We start from the raw sequence: 23,656 nt of genomic DNA, 5'->3' as shown, positions 1-23,656 counted from the left end.
AAATAAAAAATAGATGTATCTTTGCATCCGCAATACAGAAGCACGGTCCGTTCGTCTATCGGTTAGGACGCCAGGTTTTCATCCTGGTAAGGGGGGTTCGATTCCCCCACGGACTACAAGTTATATTACATATTGAAAAGTTTCCAACTTAGGAGAATTGAGGTCCGTTCGTCTAGGGGTTAGGACGCCAGGTTTTCATCCTGGTAACAGGGGTTCGATTCCCCTACGGACTACAAAATTAGTTGTAAATAAGTTTTGTAAAACAAAAATTGGTGTCTCGGTTTTTGTTTTATTAGTTAAAACCAAAGTGATTGCATAGCAATTGTGGGAGGTTTTTCTTTTTTAACTAGTATTTATAATAATTATTACATCTAAAATTAAAAGAAAATGGCAAATCATAAGTCAGCATTAAAAAGAATCAGAAGTAACGAAAAGAGAAGAGTTCTTAACAGATATCAACATAAAACTACTCGTAATGCTATTAAAGCATTAAGATTAGCTACTGATAAATCTGATGCTGCTGCTAAATTATCTACTGTAATCTCTATGATTGATAAATTAGCTAAAAAGAACATCATTCATGATAATAAAGCTTCTAACTTGAAGTCTAAATTAACTAAACATGTTGCTAAATTGTAATTAAAACAATTTACTAAAGATATAAAAAGTCCTCTTTTAGAGGACTTTTTTGTTTTAACTCGAAAAGGAAATTTCAATTGAAAATCCAAATTCTAATATTTGTAATGTTGGGAATTTGGATTTTGTTGTTTTAAAAAATTGAATTATTGAATTTTAATTTTCTATGTTAAGGAATTTTGGGGTTTGGTATTTAGAACATTGGAATTTTATAAATCAATTTTCCTCTTAAGATATTCCAACATTGGCTGTGTAATAGGTTTTGAAAGAAAATCTACAATAATAGGGTACTTTTTTGCCTTTGCAAGATCTTCAGGGTCTATAGTAGAAGATAATACAATTACGGGAACCATGTTGAATTCTCTATAATCTGGGGAAGTGAAATGATCTAAAAACTCCCATCCGCCCATAATTGGCATATTCAAATCTAAAAAAATTAATTCAGGCCTTTTTCTTGCTTTGTCATTTGTGTATTTTAAAACATTGAAATGATGAAGGGCTTCTTCGCCGTTTTGAGCTGTAACAACTTCATGCGAAAATGAAGATTTTGAAACGACTTTTTTGCATAGCATTAATGTGATAGGGTCATCATCAATGCATAAAATCTGCTCAAGCATAATAATTAATTTTTAAATGTTATCGTAAATGTAGTTCCTTTATTAACTTCACTATCAATGGAGATTGTACCGCCCATTGTTTCTACCTGCGATTTTACAAGATATAGCCCTAAGCCTTTGCTGTCAGGATAATTATGGAATCTTTGATAAAGGCCAAATACTTTGTCGCGATTTCGTTCAAGGTCAATTCCGATTCCGTTATCTTTAAAGGTTAAGATGGTTCTTTGTTCTATTTGTTCGGCTATTATGGATATTTTCAGTTTTCTGTTCTCCGATTTGTACTTTATAGAATTGGTGAGCAGATTTAATAAAATACTTTCAATATAAGCCTTGTTTGTAATAAGTTCTGGAACTTTATCAAATTTAAGCTTAATTATGGGTTTGTGTAACTCAATTTGAAACGAAAGTTGACTGAAAACATTTTCAAAAACTTCTTTTAAAGATACTTCTTCTTTTTGCATCGAAGGATTGTCTTTAATAATGATGACTTTTACCAAATCATTGATGGTTTCATTTAGTAAATGCGTTGATTTTGTAAATCCAGCTAATATTTCTTCTAGCTCCTCATTTTCTATAGGAATGTCTTCTATTAAATTTAAAAGACCAATTAAATTAGAAAGTGGTGCTCTAAGGTTGTGGGATGTTATGTATGAGAATTGCTTTAAATCCTTATTGTTTTGGGTTAATTCTCGGATAAGATGTTCTTTTTCTGTCTCCAATTTTTTCTCGTCAGTAATATCTCTTTGTATTGAAATCCAATGCGAAATCACTCCTTCATTATTAAAAATAGGAATCATGGAAAAGCGTACCCAGTATTCTTTTTTACTTTTCGTATAAGTAATGGTTTCAATTAGGCATTCTTCTTCATTTTTTATAGCCGTTAAGAGTTTTTTCAGTTCTTCAGAATCTGATTTTGGTCCTTTAAAAATGTTTGGCGATTTTCCAATAATTTCATTCGACTGATAGCCTGACATTTGAGAAAAAGCGGGATTCACATAGACTATTTTAGGTATTTTTCTTTCAGAAGTATTAGCTTCAGTAATTAAAATAGAGTCTTTAGATTGTGTAATTACGGTTTCTAAAAGTTTTAGTCGCTGTTCTTCTTCTTTTTGTTTTGTAATATCCTGAATAGCTCCAATCATTCTGATGGCTCTTCCATTTTCATCTTTCAATAAAAAACCTCGGTCTAAAACATATTTATACGATCCGTCTGCACATCTAAAGCGGTATTGATCCTGCCATTTTTCAGTTTTCTGTTCTATGAAGGAATATAATTTTATTGACATTCGGATGCTGTCTTCCGGGTGAATTTTGTCAAACCACCATTTAGAAGTTTTACCCACTTCTTTTGGATCGTAACCAAAGACACTTTCGATTCCTTTGTTCCAATTAATACTGTCCTCTTGAATTTTCCAATCCCAGATTGTATCGCTAGTCGCCTTTGCTACAATGTCATATTTCTCATTCGATTCTTCTATTTCTTCATTGGTTTTGTTTAACTTTTCAAAGATGGTTATGTTTCTTTTTTCGTTTTTTGAAAGTATAAATCTGAAAACCAGTCCTGTGATTAGAATAAAAACAACATCTTTTATTAAAGATAAGTATAGATATTCTGAAGAAGAAAAGTAGGTTATGAGTAATTTATGACATAAGACCGCCATAATTATCGAGATGATGGTATAAATAAGAGTAATTTGGAGAGTTTTACTTTTCATCACCTCAAATATAGTTAATTTAACTATAACAGAACGTATCTTAATGTCATTTTGAAAACGATATTTTCGTGTTTTTGTATTAACTAATTGATTGTATATACGCAAACTATGTCAGAAACATTTTTTTTTAGAAAATAAAGTGTACCTTTGCGCCCATTAAAAATCACAGATGGAATCTATTAGAAACATTGCAATTATTGCCCACGTCGATCACGGTAAAACAACTTTGGTTGATAAAATTATGTATCACTGTCAGTTATTTCGTGAGAACGAAAACACAGGTGATTTAATCTTAGATAATAACGATTTAGAGCGTGAGAGAGGTATTACAATTACTTCTAAAAACGTATCGGTTCAATATAAAGGAACAAAAATCAATATTATTGACACTCCTGGCCACGCCGATTTTGGAGGTGAAGTAGAACGTGTATTGAACATGGCCGATGGTGTATGTTTGCTAGTTGATGCTTTTGAAGGACCAATGCCTCAAACTCGTTTCGTTTTGCAAAAAGCGATTGATTTAGGATTGAAACCTTGTGTGGTTATCAATAAAGTAGATAAAGAAAACTGTACTCCTGAGGAAGTTCATGAAAAAGTTTTTGACCTAATGTTCGAATTAGGAGCTACTGAAGAGCAGTTAGATTTCCCAGCAGTTTACGGTTCTGCAAAAAACAACTGGATGTCTGATGATTGGAAAGTTCAAACGCAAAACATTGAGCCATTGTTGGATATGGTTATTAAAAATGTGCCTGCGCCAAAAGTAACTGAAGGTACTCCTCAAATGTTGATTACTTCTTTAGATTTCTCTTCTTTTACAGGTCGTATCGCTATTGGTCGTCTTGAAAGAGGTACTTTAAAAGAAGGAATGCCAATTTCTTTGGTAAAGAGAGATGGTAAAATCATCAAGTCTAGAATTAAAGAATTACACACTTTTGAAGGTTTAGGCCGTAGAAAAGTTGAAGAAGTTGTTGCTGGTGATATTTGTGCTGTTGTAGGTGTTGAAGGTTTTGAAATTGGTGATACCATCGCTGATTTTGAAAATCCAGAGGCTTTACAAACTATCGCTATCGATGAGCCAACAATGAGTATGTTGTTTACAATTAACGATTCTCCTTTCTTTGGTAAAGAAGGTAAATTTGTTACTTCTAGACATATCCGTGAAAGATTGACAAAAGAGCTTGAGAAAAACTTAGCGATGAAAGTTGGAGAAACTGATTCAGCTGATAAATTCATGGTTTTTGGTCGAGGTGTACTTCACTTGTCTGTTCTTATCGAAACAATGAGAAGAGAAGGGTACGAGCTTCAAATTGGTCAGCCACAAGTTATCATCAAAGAAATTGATGGTGTTAAATGTGAGCCAATTGAAGAATTAACTATCGATTTGCCAGAAAACCTTTCAGGTAGAGCGGTTGAGTTCGTAACTATCCGTAAAGGAGAAATGCTTTCTATGGAAGGTAAAGGAGAGCGTATGATCATCAAATTCAACATTCCATCTCGTGGAATTATCGGTTTGAGAAACCAATTGCTTACTGCTACTGCAGGTGAGGCAATTATGGCACACCGTTTCATTGGATACGAACCATACAAAGGAGAAATTCCTGGACGTAATAACGGTTCATTAATCTCTATGGAAAACGGAAAAGCAATTCCTTACTCTATCGATAAATTACAAGATCGTGGTAAATTCTTCGTTGATCCAAACGAGGATATCTATGAAGGTCAGGTAATTGGAGAAAATACTCGTAGCGACGATATGACGGTTAACGTTACAAAAACGAAAAAACTTTCTAACGTTCGTTCTTCTGGAGCTGATGATAAAGCTAGAATTATTCCAGCTATCAAATTCTCATTGGAAGAAGCTTTAGAGTACATTCAAAAAGATGAGTATGTTGAAGTTACTCCAAAATCTTTACGTTTAAGAAAGATTTACTTGAACGAAAATGATAGAAAAAGATTTAAAATCTAATCTGATTTAAAATTCAATATAAAAAATCCCAAATTCCAATTATGGAGTTTGGGATTCTTTTTATCTATAAAACTAATCATTTATTGGGATTTGGAATTTAAAAAAGTTGAAATTTGAAGTAGTTTTATCTTTTTAAACTAAAATGTCCTTTTACATTTTTTCCATTAACAAAAAGAAGTGTGAACCAATAATCATCTGAAGGCATTTCTCTTCCGTTAAAAATTCCGTTCCAACCAGATCCATTCTGATTCATTTGTTTTAATAATTTTCCGTAGCGGTCAAAAATGGAGATCGTATAGTCTGGCATTTGGTCAATGTTTTTAATTGCCCACAAATCATTGTATCCGTCTCCGTTTGGAGTAAAGAAGCGCGGATAATCCAAAACATATATTTGAAATACATTAGACGGACCACAACCATTTTTGTCTCTGGCAATTGCATTGTAGATTCCTGGACTTATTTGTGTGAAAGTAGGATCGTCTTGAAAAGTGTTTCCGTCAAGAGAAAACTCATAATTTCCAACTCCAGTGTACAGAATTTTTACAGAATTGTCTATTCCAGAAAAATCTTTTACATCTGCTCCTGTAATTGTAGCTGGCTCAGATAAAATTACTTTGAAGAGTTTGGTTTTTTTACATCCATTTACATCTGTTACCGTCACAGAGTAATCACCAGCGGTATTAACTTGGGTTGAATTTGTCGTACTTCCGTTAGACCAAGTATAGCTGCTAAAGCCAGTAGCAACGTCTAATGTTATCTCATCACCTTTACAAAGATATTGTGTTACATCTTCAAAATTAGGCGGGTCAAAAGTATGTACAATCAATTCGATAGGAGTTATGTCATAACAGTTTGAGCCATTAGCAGCACGAGCGTAGATAGTTTGGCTATTGGGCGTAGTATTTTTAAAAATATTGGGTAGCTGATTAGTCTCTGTAACTGCATCTGAAGCTGTCAAAAAATAATTGACGATCAATCCTGGGGGCAAACCCGTTAAAACTTGAGGAGTCACTTCTGTCGCTAAATCAAATTGATATAGACCGTCTTGCGTTTCATCTTCATCACACTTGGCAATTGGAGTCTGATTTGGAATTACAGCGCTTGAAACATTTAATGTAATTTGAGGTATTGCACTACAGCCAAAAGCATTTTCAATCCTAGCAAAAACAATTTGATTCTGAGCTTTATTGGTGTAACGCTGCGGATTTGAAATTGGATTTGTTTTTGCCTGTGCATCGGCCAAAGTTTCGTAATATCCTTGATTGGTGATCTGCGGATTATTGTTTTTTACAATATTAGCAACTTTCGTTAAATCAAAAATGGTAAAACCATCGGCATCATCATCACATTGTAATAAAGAAGTGTTGGTTGATTGAATTTCAGGAGCAAACTCAATGGTAATTTCTCCTATAGAAATACATGTTGAGCCAGTCAAGTTTGCTTCGACTTTATACATTCCTGTTGTTTGTACAGGATAAGATGAAGACGTTGCTCCAGAAATCTCAACATAATTGTTGGAAGCATCTTTTTTGAACCACTTAAAAGTGTAAGCTGGTGAGCTTATATTGGTGTCTAAAACGTAATTTTCGCCAAAACAGATAGGATTGTTATTTGCTACAGTTCTATCTTCACCAAAATTTATTTTCGTTACAAAACTGCCTGCCTCAATAAAAACTGCCGAATTATACTGTCTTGTTGCATCATCGGCAATAACCAATTTTAAATGGTATTTTTTGTTTGGAATGACATCTGTATAAGCGTTCATGACTACTGTCTGGCCAGCATAATTAATAGGGCTAGAAGTTGTATTATATCCATTAAAGTAGTTTTCATTTACAGCGGCACAGCCAATAAGTGGTTCTCCGCCAGCTCCGTTCATGTTGTCAATTTTTGGATGGACTGTTGTTGCTGAAACTGCTGTCGTAGTATTGGGTAAAACAGCGAGATTTTTATAGTTTTCAGTGCTTCCCGCTTCTTTAATCAAAAAAGCAAATCCGTCTGAATAAATACAAGGGAAATTGAGTTGATATTCATTTGAGGCAAAAATATAATTAAAGCTGATAGAGTTGGTCAACGCTGTAAAATCAAATTCTAAGAATGTTGCTTGAGTGCTGCTATTAATTCCCAGCGCCTGATTAAGATCAGTATCGCCATTCCAACCTGGCACTTGCGTGCCTTTTGACTCTTGCTGTATGTAAGGGCCTTCAGCTTTTTTGCTTGGGGAAGTGCTTAAAACGATTCCGCTAGAGAATGGAAAATTTGCACCTCCCGTAAAAGAACCATAACTCTGTTGGTTTGGAGTCGGATTCCCTGAAGCACTTACGCTTTCAGTATCTATACAAGAACTATTTATTAAAACATTCTGAATTAAATCGGCTGGTATGGCAGTAGAATTTACAGATATAGCCTGTGCACTGATTTTGTTATAAAAACAGCACAAAAAGAATGTTAGAAATAAAATTCTTGAAGGACTCATAGTAGCAAATATACTACAAATCTCTATTTTTTAATAATTTGTAAGAAAAATGTATAAATACGAAAGTCCAAATTAAAACAATAAAAACAGCAAAATAATCAACGCTAAAATCAGCATCGGTTTCAATTCCCATTTGTGTGCCAATATTTTTGACAACAGATAATCTTGGGCCTGGATTGACAATTAAATTAGACATAGCTTCCAACGGGAAAAATTGCATTATTTTTTGATTAGTGTTGCTGTCGGGAAAAACTTTGAATGCCAAAATAGCTTTAACAATACCTTCAAGAATGTTCCAAACCAAAAGGAAACCCAATGCAAAAGCAGAACGTTTTACTAAGATTCCTAAAAATAAACAGAAAGAAAAGAAACCTGTCAGTTTTACAAAAAAGGCCAAAAGGTAATCTAAGTCACTAAAGATAATCCCGAACTCTGTGTAAGAAGAAAAGCATAATCCTAGAATTAAGCTCATTACAAAAACAAAAACAGTAGACGCAAAGGCAAATAAAACGACAGTTAAGAATTTCGATAGAATAAATTCTTTTTTACTAAGACCATCAATTAAGTTTTGTTTTAAAGTTCCATAGCTATATTCATTTGCCATCATTGAAACAATAACGATTGCTAAAAAGAATTTCATCCAAGCGGCAACATAAGTATTAAAATGCCAGATAAAAGGAAAATTAAAAATTCCCATTTCTGCCAAATGAAATTTGAAAGGTCCTATGTCGAATTTTATAGCTGCAATTAAGGCTATAAAAGAAAGTAAAATGAAATAAGTTAGAGTTAATATTTTACTGGCTTTGTTCATCCAGATTTTTTGCAATTCTATAGAAAGAAGTCTTTTCATGGTTTAGTTTTTTTGAGCGATAGCGTTTTTGGTTAATTCTAAAAATTGTGCTTCCAAACTGTTTTTACGTTTTACTAAATGACTTAATACAATATTTTTAGAAAATAAAAACTGATTTAACTCTGAAGCTGATAAATCTGATTTTAAGTAAACCAGAACTTTTCCGTCTTCTTCAGAAACTCTATCTACAGCAGGATGCTCAATTAAAGAAGATTTTAAAAGTAGATTATCATTTGACTGAACTTCAAAGAAACCTTCGTTTGAAGACATTCCGTCAACAGAACCAGAATATAAAACTTCACCTTTTCTTAAAACAATTACTTGAGAACACACTTTTTCTACTTCGTCCAATAAATGTGAAGCCAATAAAATAGTAGTTCCTTGTGAGGCAATTTTTTTAATGATATCTCGAATCTGATGAATTCCCTGCGGATCTAATCCGTTGGTGGGTTCATCTAAAATTAAAATTTCCGGATCATTTAAAAGTGCCGACGCAATAGCCAGACGCTGTTTCATTCCTAAAGAAAAAGTGCTGAATTTGCTGTCTTTTCTCTCGCTCAAACCAACTAATTCCAGTTTTTCATTGACTTTAGAATAGTTGATGTTTTTGATTTTGCAGACCAATTTTAAGTTTTGCTCTGCCGTCATGTACGGATAGAAATTGGGTCTTTCTATTATGGCACCGACTTTTTTCAAGGCGTCATGAGTTTCAACATTGCCATCAAACCAGCGATAATTGCCAGAAGATTTATTGACAACATTCAATACAATTCCTAAAGTAGTCGATTTTCCGCTGCCGTTTGGCCCTAGAATGCCATAAACACGACCTTTTTGTATTTGAAAAGATACATTTTTTAGAGCCTGAATACGGCCGTATCTCTTACTTAAATTCTCAATGGTTAATATGGTTTCCAAATTTTTCTGGTTTTAGTTTTTAGTATGACGAGCCAAGTTGATTTTTGTTACTTTAAATTCTAACTTTAAATCGTATTGACGTAAATTTGTAATAAAGATATTCAAAATGAGCGAGCCTTTAATGGTTTTAAAAAAACCGTCTTTTCCTTTAACACAACCACTTTTAAGTTATTTAGAGCGATACGAGCGTATTTCTAAAGTTTCTGTGTTTTATGATGACTTGCTGCGTTTTTCGGGTTCGATAAATGTTTATGATAAAAATGATACCGACACGCTTTGGATTCGGGTATATTATAGCGAATTTGAACGTAATGAAATTGATTTAAATCTGAAGAAAATATACTCGCTTCTGCATTCTGATGGTAATAGTGAAATTATTCAATATCTAAACGTCGATGCAATTGATTATTGTACGTTCGGAAATTCAAAACCTTTTAGAATTAAGGTCCGAAATATTCTCAACGATAACTATGTCCATTTTTACATCAAAAAAGCAGATGCATCTCGTATTTACGGACTGGAATTGGAGGATATTCTTTCGCCAGATAAAATTAACTTTTTGGTTTATAAAGATACTTTGATCGAAGAGCATATTATCGGAATTCCTGGTGATGTTTTTATGGATACGCTGCTAGACAAATGTAGTGAAATGGAAAAAGCACAGATTGCCAAAGAGTTTGTCAAATTTAACGAACGCTGTATGATTCGTCTTTTGGGAGATATGAGGGCATATAATTATGTAATTGTCCCGATTCACGATTTTGATCAGGTAGTCTATAAAATTCGTCCAATCGATTTTGACCAGCAATGTTACGAAGGAAATTTTAAAGTGTATCGCCCGCAGTTTTTCAAGGAAAATTTTCCGATGATTCAATTGATCAAGGAGAAATTAGAGGAACGTTCAATCATTCAATATAAGGATGAAGAAAGAGCAATTTTGGCAAAACGTATTCATTCAGCCGAAACGAGAATAAAAAAATTGCTGAATATTATGTGCCATGATACCATCTCAACGCAGGAGCATTTATTGCAATTAAAAATGGAATTGTACCGTTATACAAACGATATGAAATTTAAAAATGCAAAATCAATGGGACATATTATGCACGCTGCATTTGAATTTATTACCCGTAATTTTAAAAACACTAACTTAGTTTAAATCATTTCATCATATAAATTATATAAGATCAATTAAGCCAATCTTTTTAAATTATATGGTTTTAAAAAATAATTTTATGAAAAAATCTTTTTTGGTTATCTGTTCAATAGTTTTATTAGCTTGCCAGAAACAATCTGGTTCTGATTTAAAAGAACTTTATTCGCTTCCGAAAAAATTAAAAGAAGTTTCTGGAATCGCTTATTTTCCTGAAACCAAAACCCTTTATACATTGGAAGACAGCGGAAATAAAAATGCTATTTATGCTATCGATTCTAAAGGGGAATTAGCCAAAACCATTACGATTTCAAACGCTACAAATGTAGATTGGGAAGATATTACAAGAGATAAAACGGGAAATATCTACATTGGCGATTTTGGAAATAATGATAATGAAAGAAGAGATTTGTGCATTTATAAGCTTCCAAAAAATGAATTGAATCATGATGTAGCTAAAGCTGAATATAAAATTTCATTTTCATACCCAGAGCAAAAGGAATTTCCGCCAAAGAAAAAAGAAATGTTTTACGATGTTGAAGGTTTCTTTGAGCAAGGTGGCTATTTCTATCTTTTTACCAAAAATAGAAGCAAAGGTTTTGACGGAACAGCTTTTATATACAAAATCAGAAATGCTGCAGGAACTCAGAAAGCAGTTAAAATGGGGGAATTTAAAACTTGCAACAATTACAATCATTGTGTCCTGACAAGTGCGACAATAAGTCCAGACGGAAAAAAAGTAGCTTTATTAAGTCATGATAAAGTGCTTTTGTTTAAAAACTTTAAAGGAGATTTATTCCATAAAGGAACTCAAACAGAATTAAACTTAAATCATTTCTCACAAAAAGAAGCCATCGTTTTTAAAGACAACAACACTTTGCTTATCGCTGACGAAAAAACAAACAAAATAGGAGGTGAGGTTTATGAATTTAGACTCTAAGATTCTAAGTTGCTAAGATACTAAGTTTTAAAGCAAAAAAGTTAGCCACGAATTCACGAATTAAACTAAATCATTCGTGAATTCGTGGCTATTTTTTTAAACTCAGGGCTAAAAAAAACTTAGAACCTTAGCATCTCAGAATCTCAGCTTCTTTTTTTAAAAACTATATGCTGCCCCAAAAATCAATCTTCCAATTTCGTCTGGAGATTTGAAATAAGAGATTCTTGCTGTAATAACATTTATCGCATTCAGCCAAAGTCCGCCGCCGTAATCTTGGTGCCACTTTTTAGAATTTTCGCCATCAAGCCAAACTCTTCCATAGTCGAAACCTCCTAAAATTCCGTACGTAAAAGGCACAATCGTTTTGCGGATTTTTCCTATGCTCAAACGTAAATCAGAGCTTTGGGAGAAGTAAGAATTTCCTAAGAAACGCTCATTTCTAAAACCTCGTAAATCAGTATCGCCTCCCAGAGAAGCACCTTGATAGAATTCGTAATTATTGTTGAAAATGGCCTTTCCTTTAAGATAAGTAGCTAATATCAATTTTCCGTTGTGATCAATTTTATGGGTAAATCCTAAAACGCTTTCAAGCGTAGGGAAATTCTTTTTTGTGTCGTCAAGATTTGTCGTCCATGTTCCTGCGATCATAAAATACATTCCTAATGTAGGTTTCGCGGCAAAATCTGAATTTTTAAAGAGATATTTTACTTTTAAACTTCCGTAATTCTGACTGTCAAATACATTTGGATTTACAATACCCGGAATGTTGATGTATCTATTTTCTGTATCTTCAACCGTCATTCTTTGGAAAATGGGTTGAATGCTAAATTCGCTTCCATATCTTCCAACATGACGAATAGCGCCCGAAGCATTAAATTTTCTAATGCGCACACGATTGTAATCCATTCCTAAATCATCGTCGTATTGCGATTCATTTCCATAACCGAAATAGTTCATGGCAAAATTTGGAGTTGTATACAATGATTCTACATCAATAACCCATTTTCCCAATAAACCAGGGAAGTGTGCGGCATAATTAAACTCTAAACCGCCAGTTGCAAAATAGTAGAAGGCATTAAAAATATGTCTTTGCGTGTACGGATTTTGTTTAAAATTGTTAACCGTATAATTGACATTAACTCCTACTTTTACACCATCATCTGGATTATAGCCAATGTTTGGAAGACCAGATACTACATTATATTTTGGCCTTTCGTAATTGTAAGCATTAACTTCGTAATCGTCTGTAAGCTGAGTTTGCGTTTTAGAATCAAGATTGTATGTGTTTTCTTTAGATTTGAAATCGTAAACAATAACCTTTCTTCCGTTTTCAATATTATAAGTATCGTTGTTCTGACCACCAATCAGACGAATTTTAATGCTAGATTTTTCGGTTCCTTTTACTTCAAAAACATCATTATCGTCTAGTCCGTAAATCCAAAGATTTTTGGTCTTAGCATCAGTTACGTTTTTGGTGTAAAGCAATTCATCTCCTTCTTTTTTAATTCTGAAAACCTGAATTTCAATACCTTTCTTTACATTATGATTTAAAACAAACTTGTCTTTTTTATCTGTTCCCGCAATCATAACGGTTTTATCTAACACTTCAGAATACTCGCGAGCATATTTCTGAAGATCTTTTTTTCTGCTTTTTAGTTTTGCTTTGATTTCATCAACCGTTTCGTCTTGAACTTCTTTTGGCATGTTTTTGAAAGCCACATCGATATCTGCATCTGTTAAGTTTTCCTGAATGTATTTGGCTTGTTCAACCCATTCTTTTTCTCCAGCAGTTTTTAGAAATGCCAAATCCATAGGATATGGTTCTCTTCCAAGCCATTTTACATTGATTCTATCACCTTTAAAAGTTCGCATATGACGAAGAGGAGGCATATTCATTATAAGTGAAAGTAAGGCGCCATCGTATTTTACAAATGCTTGATCACGATCTCTTGGAATTGGTCTGTATATCACTTTACCATCTTCTTTATATTCAGCCCAACGCCATTGATCGCTATGCCTGTCCCAATCGCCTAAAAGAATATCAAACAAACGCGCTTTGATATATTCTTTTTCATCAACAGTATATTTTTCATCTTTATGAAGGTTCAGCATCATATCATCAGTTCCGATGATGTTACTTGGTTTTCCAAAATTTTTGCCATCAAGATGATTGTCAGCAGGTCTTTCTTCAACCATATATAATTGGTCTCCAAAACTCGCATTAAACTCGCCTAGACCATTTTGCTTCGGAATATAGTACAGGATTGGATTCGTATGCCTCAATCCAATTTGATCAGACATGCTTCCAATAGCGAAAGAAGAATAAGGGTGAGAAGTAGTGTAAAAATCAAACAAAAAATCTTCGGCGTATGTTTTTTCAAATTCATTTACCACATATTGATCTTTAAAAGCCACTGATTGCAAGAATACAGTCGCACTTTTTTTCATAGCACGCATGATATATTCACGCCCTTGAGGATCAGACATTCTTAATGAAACGGATTGATGTCCCCCGCCTTCGCGAATGGGTTTTAGGCCTCCTTTTAAAGTGTCAATTGTAGCAATTCTCGCTTCAATCGGTAGACTGTAATATTTTCTATAATGCTGGCCGAATAAAAATCTGTGAAATGCACTTTTTTGAGTCATTTTTGGAGAATAAATCGAAGTGGTCACAGTTTCAGGAAATTTGTTGGGAATATCAGAAGCCCAGTTAATTTCTTTGGCTTTTATAATCTCTCGCTCAAAAAGCAACTTTTCTTTGCCATTTTCATTTCCATAAAAAGAAACTTTTGCGTCTCCGCTTTTAAACATAGTTAATGTTGCATAACCATTTCCGCCATATGAAAAATCATAAGGATTGATCGCTCGTGCGGCTTCCGATTTTGAGCCTGCTCCGCTGATAATCTGCTGGATATTTTCTTTACTGATATATTGCAGATTATGATCGTGACCAGAAACTACAATCACATTTTTCTGCTTTTGCAAAAGGGTTTTAATTCTTTTAGTATAAATCGTATATTGTTTGTTCTGGATATCTTGCGGATTTACACCAGAAGTTTTTCGTAATAAATTGATAAACGAACCAATTATCGGAAGCGGAATTTTTTGCTCTAAAGGAAATAATTGTTTTTCTAATGAAAATTGCCCGCCGTGTGTTCCGTTGCTTAGTAAGGGATGATGAATAGCCAAAACAACGGTTTTCTCTTGATTTTTGTTTAAAAGGCCTTCGAGTTCTTCAAAAAAAGCTTCTCTGGTTTTAATTTCGCAATTATCATTGATTGTTGGATGATCGTTCCAGTCTTCAAGAAACCATTCACTATCAACAGCTATCAAAGTAGTCGTGCTATCTATTTTTACGTTTTCAATAGGGCAGGATTTCCTTGGAAGAAAACCTTTTTTATCATTTAAATATTTCGTAACAAAATCAGCTTGACGTTCTAGCCCTTTGATACCGCTGTACCAATCATGATTTCCAGGAATTACGATTGTTTTTCCTTTAAAACCTTCAGTTAATTTTAATTGGTTAGTTAATTTAGTTTCTGCTAAAGCCTTATCCTCAGGATGCTTATCGCCCGGAAATCCTTTCGGATAAATGTTGTCGCCTAAGAAAAGAAGCGTTGACTTCTTACTTGCTTTCTTAAGTTTTTTATGCAGAAGTTCAAGCGTTTGCTGCGCCTGTTCTTCGTCGGCATTTCCAGCATCTCCAACAAGGAAAAAAGTATGTGCAATTTTTATGGTGTCTGTTGCGTTTTCTGTTTCGTTGGCACTAACATTTTTTCCGTATTGCGGTTTGCGAGTGGCGCAGGCGTAAACAATGAATAGGGCAATAATTGCTAATGAATAGTTTTTAATCTTAGCAATAAAATGATTATCCAAAAACAATTTCATAATTTAGTGGTATAAAAATATTCTTTATGAATCTAATAGAACAATCCGAAGATTTCGTGAGTAATTTACTCAAAGATAAACTTTCTAATTTATATTCTTACCATAATTTTAATCATACTTTTACAGTTGTTACTGCAGTCAAAGAACTTTGCAAAAAAGAAGATGTAAGCGGTGAGGATAAGGAAGCACTTTTGGTTGCTGCATGGTTTCATGATACGGGATATATTGAAGGGTATGAAAATCATGAAAAAACAAGTACAAAAATTGCTGCTGAGTTTTTACGAGAAAAAGGAAAATCGGAAGAATTTATCGCGCTTGTTTCGAGTTTGATTCTAGCTACGGTTAAAGAATATGAGCCTAGAACACACTTAGAAAAGATTATCAGAGATGCAGATTATGCCCATTTAATGGGAGCTGAATATGCGACAACTTGCGAATTACTGCGTTTGGAATTAAAAAATGCAGGTATAGTGAGTTTTTCTAATGAGGAATGGACAAGAGAAAACCTGAATTTTTTATTGAATAAACACAGATTCTACACAGATTACGCCTTGAGAAAATGGCAGCCTCTGAAAGAAAAAAATCTTTTATTAATTCAGAAAAAAATCAATAAACAGGAATTGAAAGCCGCCGCAGCACTCGAAGAAGAAAATAAAAAAAGAGAGAAAGCTGAAAAAGCCGATAAACCAGATCGTGGGATTGATACTTTATTTCGTGTCACTCTTGGAAATCATACGCGTTTAAGCGGTATTGCAGATAGCAAAGCCAATATTTTATTGTCTGTAAATGCCATTATTATTTCGATAGCTTTGTCTTCTATTATTCCAAAATTGGATAGTCCGAAAAATGCGCATTTGGTCGTGCCAACGTTTATTATGCTGATGTCGAGTGTAATTACAATTATTTTTGCGATTCTTTCTACACGCCCGAAAGTAACATCTGGATTTTTTACTCGAGATGATGTAGAAGCTAAAAAAGTGAATTTGATGTTTTTTGGAAATTTCTACAAAATGCCGCTCGAAGATTATGATTGGGCAATGAACGAAATGATGAAAGACCGTGATTATTTATACTCAACCATGATTAAAGATTTGTATTATTTGGGATTGGTTTTACAGCGAAAATATAATTTACTCCGAATTGCCTACAATTTTTTTATGTTTGGAATTATCATAACGGTAATTGCGTTTGTGATTGCTTTTAAGTCTATTTAAATTAAAATTTTAAACACATAGAAACATAGATCTTTTTGTGTAAAAAAGAATAGAGAAAGAAACTTGTTTCTCACACATAGCTCAAAATTCAGAAAGCTTTGTCAAAGTTTAGACTTTGACAAAGCTTTTTTCAATATTAGGTGCGACTATGTTTTTTTCAAAAAAATGAAATGCCTTTTATCGGTTTTCAAAATCTATGTTTTTAAAAACAAAAAAAGCTCAACTATTTAGTTGAGCTCATCTAATAAATCCTGATAGGTTATTTTTTTAATTCCTGGATTCGAATTATTGTTGATTACTTTCACGCGAATCGCTCTCAAACCAGAAACTCCTTGAAGATCTTCAACTTCAAATTGTTCAATAGAAGGCTCCAGAATTTTTTTGTGTTGCAAGTATTTAATGTATTTTAAATATTCTGCTTCTTCACTATTTTGAGAGTAAACAATTGTAATTTTCTCTTTTTCAGTAATTCTTTCGTTTGTGCCTTTAATATGAGATTTGTCAATTCGTTTTTTAACCACTTCATATCTTGCATTGTAAGTTCCATCTACATCAAAACGTTTTTCATCCATTCTGAAACGTATAGAAAGCGCAGAACTAAAAACCAGAATCAGTGACGTGACATCCAATTCATATGGTAAAGATTCTTTAAGATCATGGTGTTCCAGTTCCATTTCGCATAAAGTCTGCAATTGCCATAAACGAAGATTATGCAGATACATAATATCGAATGGTTTTGTTGGCGAAATTGAAGCTCCAATATATAAATTGTGCTCAACACCATCTGTTTTAAAACGTTCATAATAATGCGGATAAATCTGCTGGGCTTCAACTTGTTTTCTGTCTAAAACCGTTGCTAATCTTTTATTGATAATCGACATGGCATTGTCAAACTTCTTTCTTTCCTGATAAAACATGCCGGTTTTTTCATCCAGTTTTTCAAAATACAATTCTTCAAGCTTTTTACTTTTTGGATTGCTTTTAGTGTTTTTTAATATCGGATGAATTTCTTCTTCAATATAACGCTGTACATGCTGTTCGGTGTCTGCTTTTAAAGGAAAATCCAATTCGCTTCTAAGCGATTCCAATTCAAATTTTCTTTGTTCCAACAGAACAAGATTTGAATTAGAGTCTTGATTATCAAAAATCTCTAACAGAGCTGTAAGTTGACTTTTTAAATCAATTTTAACCGTTTCGTTTCGGTGTTCAGACGAACCTTTTATATCTATTTGACCATACAGCGGATATACATTCTTAAAAACAATTTCTTTAAAAATATAATCTTTAGTATGATTCATATTCTGAAAGTAATTTTGCGATTCTCTCTTAAACTTCCAGTATACGCTCGGGTGAATGGTAGTATATTCGCGCTGAATAATCGCTTCAATCTGATGTTGCATATCGGTATTATAGCGATCAATCGTATCAGTTAAATACGGCAGAACCAAATCGAGTTTTGTAGCATTTACACTGTTCAGATCTCTTGGATTTTCTGAAACCAGTTCCACAACGCCCAATAAATGTCCACTTTTAATGACAGGAGCAAAAATACAGCTTTGAATGCCTTGTGACAGTAAATGTTCGCCGAGTCTTTTGTTTGTAGATTCTTTGGTAAACTTGCTGACGTTAGAAATTACAAAAGGCTCTTGATTGTCTAATAGATTTTCGAAAGAACATCCAAAAAAAGCATTTTTGCAATCCACTTCCTGATCGTCAGAAAGAAGAAAGCTTTTCATCTGATTTTCGTATTTTGCCGGTCTGATAAATTTCTCTTCCTCGGAATTATAAATAATAAATCCGACTTTCAAATTTGGAAGATTAAAAATGGATTGAAAAATATTAGAAACTTCCTCGTCAGTCGTAACTGTTTTAGGGCCAGGTTTCAATAAATTGCTTTTTAGAATAGAAATAGCACTTTCTGTGGTAGCATCAAATAATGAAACAATTCCAAAACCTCTTAAAATCCAACTTCCTTTTGGAAATTTAGATTTCCATAAATTGATGTCGTTATAGTTGTCTAATAATTGATCGATATCTTCTTGAGTTAGCGGAACAGCGTTTTCAGTCGGTGTAATTTCCATGAAATCAGCATTGTATAAAATACGATAATGTTTTTCAATTCCATTTTCGTTCGGAATGTCATAGAAAAAGGGCTGATTGAAATCAACGTGCTGTTTGTAATAATTGCTTAGAATTAAACAGCAGTTATTAATATAGAATTGATGTTCGCTAAAATCACGAATTTCCATATAAAATTCATCTCCGGCATTTTTCAAGATTTTCTTAAAACGCTCCGTATAATTAAATGAGATGTTCTGGAATGGAATCGTAACCGCTTTTATTTCATTGTGCGTCAATGCAGTTGGAAATAAATCGGCTAAGATATTCTTAATTAAAGCTTCATTGTTTTTGATAACCGAATAATCCTGGATTCCAGTCCTAAGTTCCGGAATTAATTCAATTTGTTCTAAAATTGCTTTGGCATAGTTTGATCTGTAATCAACATCTGACCGAGCAATTTCTTCAAAAGATTCAATAAGCTTATGAAATGAAATTATAGTGGTAAAAGGACTTTCTTTAAAAAATTGAATATCCATCTGAGTTATTTTTTAATGCAAAATTAAGCATAAATTAAGAATGTACGACATTTTGTAATTTCTTTCGCTATAGTTAAATAGCTGATTGCCTTTAAAATAAACGCGTCACGAAAGCCAGTTTTAGTTTTAACAAAAAATTAACAAACACAATAACGGAACGATCGTTCCGTTATTGTATCTTTGTATCATAATAATTAAATAATCAATAACTTAAAAACAAATAACAATGAAAAATTTAGAAAACAAAGTTGCGATAGTAACAGGCGGTAACAGTGGAATTGGATATGCAGCAGCGGCTGATTTAGTGGCAAAAGGTGCAAAAGTAATTGTAACAGGAAGAAACAGAGAAGCTTTAGCGAAAGCGGAAAAGGAACTAAACGTTACAGGGATCGTGGCTGACCAATCTGATTTGAAATCAATTGACGGTTTAGTTGAAGAAGTAAAAACAAAATTCGGAAAAGTAGATATTTTATTTTTAAATGCGGGAATTGCAGCTTTTGCACCAGTAGATTCAGCTTCAGAAGACCATTATGACAGTATTATGAATGTGAATGTAAAAGGAGTTTATTTTACAGTTCAAAAAGTGCTTCCAATTTTGAATGACGGAGGTTCAATTATCTTTAATACTTCTGTAAATGCTCATGTCGGAATGCCAAATTCTAGCGTTTATGCAGCGAGTAAAGCAGCAGTATTATCTTTAAATAAAGTTTTTGCTGTAGAATTGGCTTCAAGAAAAATTAGAGTAAATGCGGTTTCTCCTGGTCCAATTGAAACACCTTTATATGGAAAAGTTGGATTAGAAAAAGAAGAAGTTGAAGGTTTAGGATCTGCTTTAGGAGAAAAGATTTTATTGAAACGTTTTGGACAATCTGCTGAAGTTGCAAAAACAGTTAGTTTCTTAGCCTCAGACGATGCTTCATTTATTACAGGATCAGAAATTGTGGTTGACGGTGGGCTTATTGTAAATACAGTGCTATAATTTTTTAACTAATTCAGGAACGATTGTTCCGTATTTTTGTATCTTTGTGAAGAATTTAATTTGAATATCATGGCTAGAACGAAAGAATTTAATGAAGATCAGGCTTTAGATAAAGCAATTGAGATTTTTTGGCACAAAGGTTACAACGGAACTTCTGCGCAGGATTTGGTAAATCATTTAGGATTAAGCCGTTCTAGTTTGTATGATACTTTTGGAGATAAGCAAAAGCTTTTTGTAAAGTCATTAAAACGATATCAAAAGCAAAATTTAGATAGTCTTAATGAGCTTTTTGAAAATGCTGAAAATATAAAAACGGCATTAACAGAAATTTTCAAGCAAGCGGTTATAGAAAGTCTTCAAGATCGAATTACAAAAGGCTGTTTTATGGTGAATTCTGCAGTTGAATTGGCAATGCATGATCCAGAGATCGCAAAAATTGTTCACGATAATCAGAAAGTAGTAGAAGATGTTTTTTGCAATGCTGTAAGAAAAGGACAGAAATTAGGCCAGATTTCAGAGAAACAAGATGCAAGATCACTTGCAAGATTTATTTTCAATAATTATTCTGGAATTAGAGTTTTGGCTCGAGCCGGAGAAAAAGACAAACAAGTTTACGATGATATTTTAAAAGCGATATTTTCTTTATTTTAGAATATAAAATCTATCAAATAAAAAACGGCGGTTACATTTGTAATCGCCGTTTTTTGTATTAAATAAGTAAGTAATAGAAAATGAAAACTTCTTAGCTTTTTTCTTCTTTGTTGAAGTAAACTAAGTAGTAATACATTTGTTTTTCTTCATCCCAGCCTTTTTCAACAAATTTCTCTGCACTTTCAGGATTAATGAAATCCATTTTAATTTGAATATGAGTATCCAGATTAATTACGTTTTTAATCGATTTTCTAGCGTCAGAAACTGCTGCGTTGGCAATAGGGAATGAGGTTACATCTTCGATGCTGTATTTTTCTCCTTTATCAACTTTATAGTTTTTAAATTCAGGAATCAAATCAGGATTGTCTAGTACTTCATTCAAGAAATTCTGCTCCTCAAACTGATCGTTTTTAGCGAAATAATTCACAGATCGGTTCATAAACATTACTTCCTCTTTCTTGTCTTCTGCTGGCAATACCACGTCTTTTGCGAAGTTTTGACAGAATTTTAAATATTTTTTAGTGATGAAATTTTCATCTTCAAAAGCATCTACAGATAAAAAGTGTTCTAACCAGTAACGCGCATCATAACGGTTGCTGTCTACAGTCAGGATTTTGTATCCTTCTTCTTTTTTGTAATTGAAAATCAAACATCCTTTATCCAATTTACTCAAGTTAATTCCTTGCTGTAAAATCATTTCAAGGTTGCTTCCTTTTTCTTCAAACTGTAAAAAGTCTGCCTGTAACTCACTTTTAAAAATACCAATTGCATCAACTACATTATTATCAATGCTTAAGTTGGTCAAATATGTTACATAAACCTCTCCGTTCTTAATATGCGGGTGATTGGATTGCTCAAATAAATGCTTTGTGATGTTTTTAGAAACCTCATGAACATTTGAAGGGTTAGCAAAAATCTCAGTTGCATATTTAAACATGTCGTTGTAGTCCAAGTCCACTTCGTGTGCAAACTGATAATAGTTTTCTTCTTTTTCTCTAAAAGGCTTAAAAAAGAATTCTTTTATCAGCGGCACAATTTCGTCATTTAAATTAAACGGCTGCTCTGATAAAAAAATCGCTTCGTTACGGCTTTTGTTTCCTACGCGGTGTATTGACAGCGTGTCGATGTGGGTGTTGAATAAGTTGATCATTTATTTTAGGTTTGGAGTGACAGAGTGACAAAGAGACAAAGTTTTATCTACAATCTTTTAATTTTTTTATAAAAGCGCTTAACATTCGTTCTAATTCCCTGCTTTCACCATTTATTTTACTGAATTGGTACTCGGTTATATATTTTAAATTGAATGAAATTTCAAGTTGAGTCTGCATTTCAAATAAAGAAGAAATAGAAATATTTAAAAACCTTAGTAATTCTGTATTCCCATTTCTGCCATATCCTTCGGCAATATTGCTTGGTATTGATATTGAACTTCTTCGAATTTGTGAAGATAATCCATAAATTTCTTCTTTTGGAAATGAGTTTGTTATTTGGTAAATCTCAGTCACCAAATTCATGGATTTTTGCCAGATCAAAAGATCGCGAAAAGTTTTCATATTTTACATTTAAAAATTCAAATGTAAAGTTAAGCAAAAACTTACAAATTCATATTTGACTGTTAAAGGGAAACCTTTGTTACTATGTCACTTTGTATCTTTGTCACTCAAGAACTAATTCCAATTCTCCTCAAATCCATAATCTTCGAAGCTGTCATCGCCTTCGAACATGTCAAGATCGTCTTCGTCTAGATCGTCTTCAAATTCTCCGTAGATATCATTGTGCATGTCATCGGCTTCGAAGTTTTTTTCAAGAGCTTCGTCTGGCATTTCACCGTGAGAGAATAAAGTTTCTGGGTAAGTTGCTCCAACAGCTTCATCTTCGATAGCAGCCAATTCAACTAAGAAAGTCCACATGCTGATAAAATCATAAACGTAGATAATCTTTGTATTTTCTTTGTCTAAAATACTAGATAACGGATAATCGTTCATGGTTCTTATTTCGCCAGGAACATCTCCTGTATCAAAAAGCGGAATTTCATCTTCTTGATTCCATGTATCATCACAAGTATAAAATGAAGCCACTTCTGATCCGTCAAAGCCAAAAGCATTGAAGATTGCATTGTGTAAATCCTCAAGAGTATCATCTTCAAGAATTGCAATGTCTCTAAAAATATCTTCTTCGGCGTCTAGAATAACTCTAAATTTATAAACCATAATCTTTGTTTTTATTGAGAGGTCAAAGGTAAAATATAAAAAACGAAATTCGAATCTCGAATTGCGATTTGTTGAAAAGATTTTAGAAAGTTGATTTTAAATTAGTTTGTCTGGCTGAGGGGAATCGAAGCCTTTTTCCAATAGGAGTGCCCTTCGACTCCGCTCAGGGAGACAAACGAGACTCGAAAACTTTTACTTTCTCGCCAATCTTTTTCTAATTTTATGATAATGTTTGTGATAAGTACTATGACTCGGATAACTTCTGCTTGGAGTAATATTATTAAAAATCAAAGCGATTACAAATAAAATTAAAACACCAACTAGAACTGGCGAAATCACATACATATAGCCTAAACCTTTTATTTGTGCTGAACCTGTAACTGCAATTAGAGCTGTTGCACCTCCAGGCGGATGTAATGTTTTTGTAATCTGCATGAAAATAATGGAAAGCGATACCGCGAGAGGAGCAGTTATCCAGACAATATCTGGCACTAGTTTGTTTACAGTGACACCAATAAAAGCTGAAATAAGATGTCCTCCAATTAAATTTCGTGGTTGTGAAAACGGACTTTGTATGATTCCGTAAATCAAAACACTAGATGCACCAAAAGAGCCAATTAAATAAACTACATCACTGCCTGTAAATTGTGAAGATTCAAGATAGGCTAAAATCCCGATTCCGACAAACGAACCTAAAAACGACCAAAAGTGTTCTTTATAATCAATTAAAGTTTCCTTATAAAGAATGTAACGTGTTTTGCGATAGCTTCTTTTTATTTTTTCTGTTGGCATTATTGTGGTATTATATTTTACTCGTTATGCTTTTAAATATACTTTGATGTATGTTTT

At 33.2% G+C, this 23,656-nt stretch carries 18 protein-coding genes and 2 tRNA genes; 9 read left to right on the top strand and 11 right to left on the bottom strand.

Going from position 1 to position 23,656, the window contains the following annotated elements:
* Positions 1-44 precede the first annotated feature (44 nt).
* From BLP44_RS13215 to rpsT, 3 genes are all read left to right on the top strand, one after another.
* A tRNA-Glu gene (locus tag BLP44_RS13215) sits at positions 45-116 on the top strand.
* 45 nt (positions 117-161) lie between these two features.
* Positions 162-233, top strand: a tRNA-Glu gene (locus BLP44_RS13210).
* Positions 234-387: 154 nt separating this feature from the next.
* On the top strand, positions 388-639 hold the full coding sequence (rpsT, locus tag BLP44_RS13205; protein ID WP_012026903.1) for a 30S ribosomal protein S20: 252 nt from the start codon (positions 388-390) through the stop codon (positions 637-639).
* 206 nt (positions 640-845) lie between these two features.
* On the opposite strand, the gene BLP44_RS13200 is transcribed toward rpsT, so the two are convergent.
* Both BLP44_RS13200 and BLP44_RS13195 read right to left on the bottom strand, forming a co-directional pair.
* The gene (locus tag BLP44_RS13200; protein WP_008468167.1) at positions 846-1,253 is read right to left on the bottom strand and encodes a response regulator; all 408 of its coding nucleotides are present in this window, start codon (positions 1,251-1,253) and stop codon (positions 846-848) included.
* A gap of 5 nt (positions 1,254-1,258) precedes the next feature.
* Entirely contained in the window at positions 1,259-2,968 is a 1,710-nt protein-coding gene (locus BLP44_RS13195) for a PAS domain-containing sensor histidine kinase (RefSeq protein WP_008468168.1), read from the bottom strand.
* Positions 2,969-3,137: 169 nt separating this feature from the next.
* Here BLP44_RS13195 and typA point away from each other — a divergent pair, with 169 nt between their 5' ends.
* Positions 3,138-4,934, top strand: coding sequence for a translational GTPase TypA (typA, locus tag BLP44_RS13190; protein WP_008468169.1), 1,797 nt, complete (start codon positions 3,138-3,140; stop codon positions 4,932-4,934).
* A 124-nt stretch (positions 4,935-5,058) separates the two neighbouring features.
* Here the strand turns inward: typA and BLP44_RS13185 are convergent, their stop codons facing one another.
* From BLP44_RS13185 to BLP44_RS13175, 3 genes are read right to left on the bottom strand one after another with little or no spacing between them, the layout of a single operon-like run.
* Positions 5,059-7,410 (bottom strand): T9SS type B sorting domain-containing protein, encoded by a 2,352-nt coding sequence (locus BLP44_RS13185; protein WP_244511766.1) that lies wholly within the window; start codon positions 7,408-7,410, stop codon positions 5,059-5,061.
* A 13-nt stretch (positions 7,411-7,423) separates the two neighbouring features.
* Positions 7,424-8,260, bottom strand: a complete 837-nt coding sequence (locus tag BLP44_RS13180; RefSeq protein ID WP_091133540.1) for an ABC transporter permease — start codon at positions 8,258-8,260, stop codon at positions 7,424-7,426.
* Positions 8,261-8,263: 3 nt separating this feature from the next.
* Positions 8,264-9,175 (bottom strand): ABC transporter ATP-binding protein, encoded by a 912-nt coding sequence (locus BLP44_RS13175; protein ID WP_008468174.1) that lies wholly within the window; start codon positions 9,173-9,175, stop codon positions 8,264-8,266.
* Positions 9,176-9,281: 106 nt separating this feature from the next.
* On the opposite strand from BLP44_RS13175, the gene BLP44_RS13170 reads away from it, so the two are divergent.
* Both BLP44_RS13170 and BLP44_RS13165 read left to right on the top strand, forming a co-directional pair.
* Positions 9,282-10,334, top strand: coding sequence for a hypothetical protein (locus BLP44_RS13170; RefSeq protein WP_008468177.1), 1,053 nt, complete (start codon positions 9,282-9,284; stop codon positions 10,332-10,334).
* Positions 10,335-10,410: 76 nt separating this feature from the next.
* Complete coding sequence (locus BLP44_RS13165; RefSeq protein ID WP_091133735.1) at positions 10,411-11,268, top strand: SdiA-regulated domain-containing protein; 858 nt, start codon at positions 10,411-10,413, stop codon at positions 11,266-11,268.
* A 156-nt stretch (positions 11,269-11,424) separates the two neighbouring features.
* On the opposite strand, the gene BLP44_RS13160 is transcribed toward BLP44_RS13165, so the two are convergent.
* On the bottom strand, positions 11,425-15,156 hold the full coding sequence (locus tag BLP44_RS13160) for a metallophosphoesterase (protein ID WP_091133538.1): 3,732 nt from the start codon (positions 15,154-15,156) through the stop codon (positions 11,425-11,427).
* 26 nt (positions 15,157-15,182) lie between these two features.
* Between BLP44_RS13160 and BLP44_RS13155 the strand changes: the two genes are divergently transcribed.
* Positions 15,183-16,370 (top strand): Pycsar system effector family protein, encoded by a 1,188-nt coding sequence (locus BLP44_RS13155; protein WP_066033828.1) that lies wholly within the window; start codon positions 15,183-15,185, stop codon positions 16,368-16,370.
* A 227-nt stretch (positions 16,371-16,597) separates the two neighbouring features.
* On the opposite strand, the gene BLP44_RS13150 is transcribed toward BLP44_RS13155, so the two are convergent.
* On the bottom strand, positions 16,598-18,967 hold the full coding sequence (locus tag BLP44_RS13150; protein WP_091133536.1) for a GAF domain-containing protein: 2,370 nt from the start codon (positions 18,965-18,967) through the stop codon (positions 16,598-16,600).
* Between the two features lie 226 nt (positions 18,968-19,193).
* On the opposite strand from BLP44_RS13150, the gene BLP44_RS13145 reads away from it, so the two are divergent.
* Together BLP44_RS13145 and BLP44_RS13140 are read left to right on the top strand one after the other, a co-directional pair.
* Entirely contained in the window at positions 19,194-19,946 is a 753-nt protein-coding gene (locus BLP44_RS13145; RefSeq protein WP_091133534.1) for a glucose 1-dehydrogenase, read from the top strand.
* Positions 19,947-20,015: 69 nt separating this feature from the next.
* On the top strand, positions 20,016-20,597 hold the full coding sequence (locus BLP44_RS13140) for a TetR/AcrR family transcriptional regulator (protein WP_091133532.1): 582 nt from the start codon (positions 20,016-20,018) through the stop codon (positions 20,595-20,597).
* Between the two features lie 91 nt (positions 20,598-20,688).
* Here BLP44_RS13140 and BLP44_RS13135 read toward each other — a convergent pair whose 3' ends face one another.
* The 4 genes from BLP44_RS13135 to BLP44_RS13120 form a co-directional block, all read right to left on the bottom strand.
* On the bottom strand, positions 20,689-21,747 hold the full coding sequence (locus BLP44_RS13135) for a nucleoid-associated protein (protein ID WP_008468195.1): 1,059 nt from the start codon (positions 21,745-21,747) through the stop codon (positions 20,689-20,691).
* Positions 21,748-21,790: 43 nt separating this feature from the next.
* Positions 21,791-22,150 carry a four helix bundle protein gene (locus tag BLP44_RS13130; RefSeq protein ID WP_091133530.1) on the bottom strand — a complete coding sequence of 120 codons (360 nt, stop codon included), beginning with the start codon at positions 22,148-22,150 and terminating at the stop codon, positions 21,791-21,793.
* Positions 22,151-22,264: 114 nt separating this feature from the next.
* The gene (locus BLP44_RS13125; RefSeq protein ID WP_008468204.1) at positions 22,265-22,807 is read right to left on the bottom strand and encodes an IS1096 element passenger TnpR family protein; all 543 of its coding nucleotides are present in this window, start codon (positions 22,805-22,807) and stop codon (positions 22,265-22,267) included.
* Positions 22,808-22,999: 192 nt separating this feature from the next.
* A complete protein-coding gene (locus tag BLP44_RS13120; RefSeq protein WP_066033833.1) occupies positions 23,000-23,599 on the bottom strand; it encodes an HPP family protein in 600 nt (199 codons plus the stop codon).
* Positions 23,600-23,656: the final 57 nt, after the last annotated feature.

It is taken from the genome of Flavobacterium anhuiense (assembly GCF_900101855.1).
Taxonomy (GTDB): domain Bacteria; phylum Bacteroidota; class Bacteroidia; order Flavobacteriales; family Flavobacteriaceae; genus Flavobacterium; species Flavobacterium anhuiense.
Note: the sequence above shows the minus strand (reverse complement) of the source record. Positions and strands in the feature narration are given on the sequence as shown.

Coding starts and splice junctions, on each gene's coding strand:
- BLP44_RS13140 (WP_091133532.1), top strand. CDS start 20,016: ATGGCTAGAACGAAAGAATTTAATGAAGATCAGGCTTTAGATAAAGCA.
- BLP44_RS13195 (WP_008468168.1), bottom strand. CDS start 2,968: ATGAAAAGTAAAACTCTCCAAATTACTCTTATTTATACCATCATCTCG.
- BLP44_RS13170 (WP_008468177.1), top strand. CDS start 9,282: ATGAGCGAGCCTTTAATGGTTTTAAAAAAACCGTCTTTTCCTTTAACA.
- BLP44_RS13150 (WP_091133536.1), bottom strand. CDS start 18,967: ATGGATATTCAATTTTTTAAAGAAAGTCCTTTTACCACTATAATTTCA.
- BLP44_RS13145 (WP_091133534.1), top strand. CDS start 19,194: ATGAAAAATTTAGAAAACAAAGTTGCGATAGTAACAGGCGGTAACAGT.
- BLP44_RS13155 (WP_066033828.1), top strand. CDS start 15,183: ATGAATCTAATAGAACAATCCGAAGATTTCGTGAGTAATTTACTCAAA.
- BLP44_RS13120 (WP_066033833.1), bottom strand. CDS start 23,599: ATGCCAACAGAAAAAATAAAAAGAAGCTATCGCAAAACACGTTACATT.
- typA (WP_008468169.1), top strand. CDS start 3,138: ATGGAATCTATTAGAAACATTGCAATTATTGCCCACGTCGATCACGGT.
- BLP44_RS13185 (WP_244511766.1), bottom strand. CDS start 7,410: ATGAGTCCTTCAAGAATTTTATTTCTAACATTCTTTTTGTGCTGTTTT.
- BLP44_RS13200 (WP_008468167.1), bottom strand. CDS start 1,253: ATGCTTGAGCAGATTTTATGCATTGATGATGACCCTATCACATTAATG.
- BLP44_RS13135 (WP_008468195.1), bottom strand. CDS start 21,747: ATGATCAACTTATTCAACACCCACATCGACACGCTGTCAATACACCGC.
- BLP44_RS13180 (WP_091133540.1), bottom strand. CDS start 8,260: ATGAAAAGACTTCTTTCTATAGAATTGCAAAAAATCTGGATGAACAAA.
- rpsT (WP_012026903.1), top strand. CDS start 388: ATGGCAAATCATAAGTCAGCATTAAAAAGAATCAGAAGTAACGAAAAG.
- BLP44_RS13125 (WP_008468204.1), bottom strand. CDS start 22,807: ATGGTTTATAAATTTAGAGTTATTCTAGACGCCGAAGAAGATATTTTT.
- BLP44_RS13130 (WP_091133530.1), bottom strand. CDS start 22,150: ATGAAAACTTTTCGCGATCTTTTGATCTGGCAAAAATCCATGAATTTG.
- BLP44_RS13165 (WP_091133735.1), top strand. CDS start 10,411: ATGAAAAAATCTTTTTTGGTTATCTGTTCAATAGTTTTATTAGCTTGC.
- BLP44_RS13160 (WP_091133538.1), bottom strand. CDS start 15,156: ATGAAATTGTTTTTGGATAATCATTTTATTGCTAAGATTAAAAACTAT.